Source organism: Cellulomonas sp. PS-H5, from assembly GCF_019265565.1.
Lineage (GTDB): Bacteria > Actinomycetota > Actinomycetes > Actinomycetales > Cellulomonadaceae > Cellulomonas.
In genome coordinates this window covers 1-5,404 of record NZ_JAHVCI010000107.1, presented here as the reverse complement: position 1 = coordinate 5,404, position 5,404 = coordinate 1, and the positions used below count along the sequence as shown (strand labels likewise).

4 protein-coding genes are annotated in these 5,404 nt (G+C 74.9%); 3 read left to right on the top strand and 1 reads right to left on the bottom strand.

The features are described from left to right. Positions 1 to 106 precede the first annotated feature (106 nt). Positions 107 to 2,344, bottom strand: coding sequence for an MMPL family transporter (locus tag J5O08_RS20235; RefSeq protein ID WP_308281750.1), 2,238 nt, complete (start codon positions 2,342 to 2,344; stop codon positions 107 to 109). A gap of 96 nt (positions 2,345 to 2,440) precedes the next feature. Here J5O08_RS20235 and J5O08_RS20230 point away from each other — a divergent pair, with 96 nt between their 5' ends. The 3 genes from J5O08_RS20230 to J5O08_RS20220 all read left to right on the top strand — a co-directional run bounded on the left by J5O08_RS20230 (position 2,441) and on the right by J5O08_RS20220 (position 5,242). Continuing rightward, positions 2,441 to 3,865, top strand: coding sequence for a replication-associated recombination protein A (locus tag J5O08_RS20230; RefSeq protein ID WP_218708703.1), 1,425 nt, complete (start codon positions 2,441 to 2,443; stop codon positions 3,863 to 3,865). A 215-nt stretch (positions 3,866 to 4,080) separates the two neighbouring features. Next, complete coding sequence (gene rpsD / locus J5O08_RS20225) at positions 4,081 to 4,707, top strand: 30S ribosomal protein S4 (RefSeq protein ID WP_147793637.1); 627 nt, start codon at positions 4,081 to 4,083, stop codon at positions 4,705 to 4,707. 172 nt (positions 4,708 to 4,879) lie between these two features. After that, positions 4,880 to 5,242 carry a DUF948 domain-containing protein gene (locus tag J5O08_RS20220; protein ID WP_147793636.1) on the top strand — a complete coding sequence of 121 codons (363 nt, stop codon included), beginning with the start codon at positions 4,880 to 4,882 and terminating at the stop codon, positions 5,240 to 5,242. Positions 5,243 to 5,404: the final 162 nt, after the last annotated feature.

Below are 5,404 nucleotides of genomic sequence, written 5' to 3'. Positions count from 1 at the left end.
GGTCGGGCGCGGGCGCGGGGGCAGCGAGCGCGGGCCGGCTCGGGTGCCGCGCTCGGCGCGGCCCGTCGCGGCGCGGGCCCCGCCCCGCCGCGCGAGGCGCCCCGGGTCAGTGCGTGATCGCCAGGCGGGCGTGCAGGCGGCGCAGCGGCGCCGGGGCCCACCAGTTCAGGTCGCCGAGCACCGTCATCGTCGCGGGCACCAGCAGCAGCCGGACCAGCGTCGCGTCGATCAGCACCGCCACCGCCAGCGAGAAGCCGACCTCCTTGATCACGAGCAGCTCGCCGGCGACGAAGCCCGCGAACACCGCGATGATGATCGCCGCGGCGGACGTGATGACCCGCCCGGAGCGCTGCAGCCCGAGCCGGACAGCCACGTCGTTGGGCGCGCCGGCGTCGTGCAGCTCCTTGATCCGGGAGAGCAGGAACACCTCGTAGTCCATGGCGAGCCCGAACGCGAACGCGATGACGAGCGCCAGCACGTAGGTCTCGATGCCGCCGGTCGGGTCGAACTGCAGCAGCCCGGACAGGTGCCCGTCCTGGAACACCCAGACCAGCACGCCGAGAGACGCGCACAGCGACACGACGTTGGTCAGCAGCGCCTTGACCGGCACGAGGACCGAGCCGGTCATGAGGAACAGCAGCACCAGGGTCGCGACGGCCACGATGCCGAGCGCCCACGGCGCCCGGTCGACGAGCGCGTCCGTGAAGTCGATCTGGTTCGCCGCCTGGCCGCCGACCCACGTGTCGAACGGCAGGTCGAGGTCGCGCAGCTCGTGCACGACCGCCTGGGCGTCGGCACCGCCGGGGTCGGACGACTCGGGGCGCACGCCGATGACGACGACCGACCCGCGCGCGACGGGCGCGTCAACGGACGCGACGCCGTCGAGGGCCTCGATCTCCGGCACGGCCGCCTGCGCGTCGGCGACGGACGTCTGCGCGACGACCGGCACCGCGGCCGAGGAGGACGCCGGGTACTGCTCGGCGAGCACCTGGACGTACTCGCGCTGCGGGCTGGAGCGGGGGAGCAGCTCGGTGGTGGAGTTGCGCAGCTCGAGGTGCAGGAGCGGGGTCGCGAGGACGAGCAGCACCGCCAGCGACGCTCCCATCACCCACCACGGGCGCCGCTGCACGCGCGCGGCGAGCCGGGAGAACACGCCCTCCTCGTGCTCGACGTCGGCCGTTCGGGCGAGCACGGCGCGCACGCCGGGCACCCGGGAGAGCACGCTCGGTCGCGCGAGCCGCCGACCGGCCAGCACCAGCAGGGCGGGCACGAGGGTCAGCGCGGTGGCGACCGCGAACACGATCACGGCGACCGAGCCCGCGCCGAACGCTCGGAGGATGTCCTGGCGGAACACCAGCAGGCCCGCGATCGAGATGGCCACCGTGAGGGCGGAGAACGCGACGGTGCGCCCCGCGGTCGACATGGTGGTGAGCAGGGCGCCGACCACCGCGCCGTCGCCGCGCCGTCGCCGGGCGGAGCGGCCCTCGTCGTCGCCCAGGGTCTTGCCCAGCTCCTCGCGGAACCGGGACACGATCAGCAGGCCGTAGTCGATCGACAGGCCGAGCCCGAGCACGGTGACGACGTTCACGACCGACGACTCGAGGTCGTCCATCACGTACGACAGCGCGACCAGCGACCCGAGGCCGCCGGCGATCGAGGCGATGGCGCCGGCCAGCGGCATCGCCGCGGCGAGGAACCCGCCGAACACCAGCACCATGATGAGCAGCGCGACCGGCAGGGCGATGGCCTCGCCGGTGGTGAGGTCCTGCTCCACCTGGTCCGTGATCGCCGACACGATGAGCGAGGTGCCGCCGACCAGGCCGGTCGCGTCCGGGGCCACGTCGTGCAACGCGTCCGGGACGTCGGCGAGCCGTTCCTGCAGGTCGCGGAGCGCCGCGGACTCCGCGTCGTCGGACAGCTCGGGGTCCAGCTCGGCGACCAGGAGGAACCCGTCGCCGTCCTGCGCGAGCAGGGGCGCCGCGGCCGGGTTGGCGGGCCCGTCGGGCAGCACGAACGGGTCGATGACCGAGACCACCCCGTCGACGGCCGCGACGTCCTCGCGGGCCGGCGCCAGCGCCTCCGCCAGCCCCTCGGTCGCGGGGTCCACGCCCTGCACGACGAGGCTCAGCGAGGCACCGGACGTGCTCGAGGCCGCGAGCAGCTCGCTCGCCCGCGCGCTGTCCGAGCCGGGGACGACGGGCTCGCCGGTGCTCAGCCGGTCGAACAGGTTCTGCCCGCCGACGCCGACGAGCGCCACCGCGAAGCAGCCCGCGGCCACGACGGCCCAGACGAGCACCGTGAGGCGGGGGTGGCGGGCGACCAGGCGGCCGAGGCTCTCGAACACGCGGGCCAGCATCGCAGGCCGGACGCCCCTCGCGCACCACCGGTCCCATCCGTCCCACGGCGCGGCGTGTGGGACGGCGCCCGTAGGCTCGTGGGCATGGATCTGTTCGACGCGGTGACCACCTCGGCGCAGGGCACGCCCGCCCCGTCGGCGGGGGCGCCGCTGGCGGTGCGCATGCGCCCGCGCAGCCTGGCGGAGGTCGCCGGGCAGGAGCACCTGCTGGTGCCGGGCTCGCCGCTCCGGCGGCTCGTCGAGCCGGGCGACGCGACCGCGCGGCGGGCGGCGCCGTCGTCGGTCGTGCTCTGGGGTCCGCCGGGCACGGGCAAGACGACGCTGGCCTACCTGGTCGCCACGACGTCCGGCCGCCGGTTCGTCGAGCTGTCGGCCGTGACCGCAGGCGTCAAGGACGTGCGGCAGGTCGTGGACGACGCCCGGCGCCGGCTGGCGTCCGACGGCTCGGAGACGGTGCTGTTCATCGACGAGGTGCACCGGTTCACCAAGGCCCAGCAGGACGCGCTGCTGCCGAGCGTGGAGAACCGCTGGGTGACGCTCGTCGCGGCGACGACGGAGAACCCGAGCTTCTCGGTGAACTCCCCGCTGCTGTCCCGGTCGCTGCTGCTGACCCTCAAGCCCCTCGAGACCGACGACGTCCGGGCGCTGATCCGACGGGCCGTCGAGGACGAGCGCGGGCTGGGCGGGGCGGTCGTGCTCACCGACGACGCCGAGGACCACCTGCTCCGGCTGTCCGGCGGTGATGCCCGCAAGGCGCTGACGATCCTCGAGGCGGCCGCGGGCGCCGCGCTGGCGGACCGGGAGGCGCGCCTGGCGGACCCGGACGTCGACCTCGGCGACGACGTGGACGCCCCGGCGGTCGTCGACCTCGCGACCACGGAGCGCGCGATCGACGTCGCCGCCGTCCGGTACGACCGGGACGGGGACCAGCACTACGACGTCATCAGCGCGTTCATCAAGTCGGTGCGCGGCTCCGACGTCGACGCGTCCCTGCACTACCTCGCCCGGATGATCGCGGCGGGGGAGGACCCGCGGTTCATCGCCCGGCGCATCGTCATCTCGGCGTCCGAGGACGTGGGCATGGCCGACCCGAGCGCGCTGCAGACCGCGGTCGCCGCGGCGCAGGCCGTGCAGCTCATCGGGATGCCCGAGGCGCGGATCATCCTGGCCGAGGCGGTCGTGCACCTGGCGACGGCCCCGAAGTCGAACGCCGCCTACAACGGGATCAACGCCGCCCTCGCGGACGTGCAGGCGGGCCGGCTCGGGTCGGTGCCCGCGCACCTGCGGGACGCGCACTACGCCGGCGCCAAGCAGCTGGGGCACGGCAAGGGCTACCTGTACGCGCACGACCACCCGCACGGGATCGCCGCGCAGCAGTACCTCCCGGACGACCTGGTCGGGACGCGGTACTACAGCCCCACGGAGAACGGGTACGAGCGGCAGGTCGGCGAGCGGCTCGGCCGGATCCGGTCGGTGCTGGACCAGGCGCCGCCGCCGCAGGACCACTGACCGCGCTCCCGACCGCGCCGCATTAGGCCCAGCGACCCGCACCCGGTAGAGTTGCACGGTCGTCCGCACCCCGGGTCATCTCGGTGGGTCAGCCGGACGGCCGCCTGGGGTCCTAGCCGCGTCCGCCTCGTACGGACGCACGGAGGTCGGCCCCACGCCCCGCCCGGGTTCGCCGGGCACGGGTGTGCCGTACGAGAAACGACAGGAAGAACCACATGAGCAACGTGACGCGTGCGCGTCGCCAGGTGCGCCTCTCGCGCGCCCTCGGCCTCGCGCTCACCCCGAAGGCCGTCAAGCACTTCGAGAAGCGCCCCTACCCGCCCGGCGAGCACGGCCGCGCCCGCCGCCGCACCGAGTCGGACTACGCGGTGCGTCTGCGCGAGAAGCAGCGTCTGCGCGCCCAGTACGCGCTGCGCGAGAAGCAGCTCGCCCGTGCGTACGAGGACGCCCGCAAGGCCCCGGGCCTGACCGGTGAGGCCCTGGTCGAGGACCTCGAGACCCGTCTCGACGCGCTGGTGCTCCGCGCCGGCTTCGCCCGCACCATCCTGCAGGCGCGCCAGGTCGTGACCCACCGCCACATCCTGGTCGACGGCAAGATCGTGGACCGTCCGTCCTTCCGCGTGAAGGAGGGCCAGACCCTGCAGATCAAGCCCAAGTCGCAGACCACCGTGCCGTTCCAGGTGGCCGCCGCCGGTGCCCACCGCGACGTGCTGCCGGCCGTCCCGGGCTACCTGGACGTCCAGCTCGAGAAGCTGTCGGCCGTGCTGGTGCGCCGCCCGAAGCGCGCCGAGGTCCCCGTGACCTGCGACGTCCAGCTGGTCGTCGAGTACTACGCCCGCTGAGCCACCCGGCTCGCAGGTCCGCGACGCCCCCGCACCGGCCCCCACGGGTCGGCGCCGGGGCGTCGCGGCGTTCCCGGCCCGCACGCGCGGCCGGTCGCCCGGCGCGACACCGCACGCCGGGTAGGGTTCCGGTGTCGTCGGCGCGGTGCCGGCACGAGCAGAAGGGCTGGCCATGCTGGGAGACATCGCGGGGCTCATCGCGGCCATCGCCTTCGTGCTGCTGGTGGGCGCGCTCGCCGTGCCGCTGGTGAAGCTCGGGCGGGTGCTGGACGAGACCCGGACCTCCGTCAAGGAGATCACCGAGCACACGGTGCCGATCCTGGACGAGGCGGCCACCACGGTGTCGTCCACGAACACCCAGCTCGAGCGGGTGGACGCGATCACGACCTCGGCCGCGCAGATCACGCAGAACGCCTCCGCGTTGACGTCGCTGTTCGCGGCGACCGTCGGCGGCCCGATGATCAAGGTCGCCGCCTTCAGCTACGGCGTGCGGCGCGCGCTGTCCGGCCTGGGCCGCGGGCGGTCCGGGCGATGAGCCGGCTGCTCTGGGTCGCGGTCGGCGCCGCTGCGGCGGTCGCCGGCGCCAAGCGGCTCGGCCTGCTGGACGACCTGACCGGCGCCCCCGCCGGCCACGGCGCGCACGCCGACGGCTCGGCGACCGGCGCGGCCGGGACCGCCCGGGCCACCGCCGCCACGG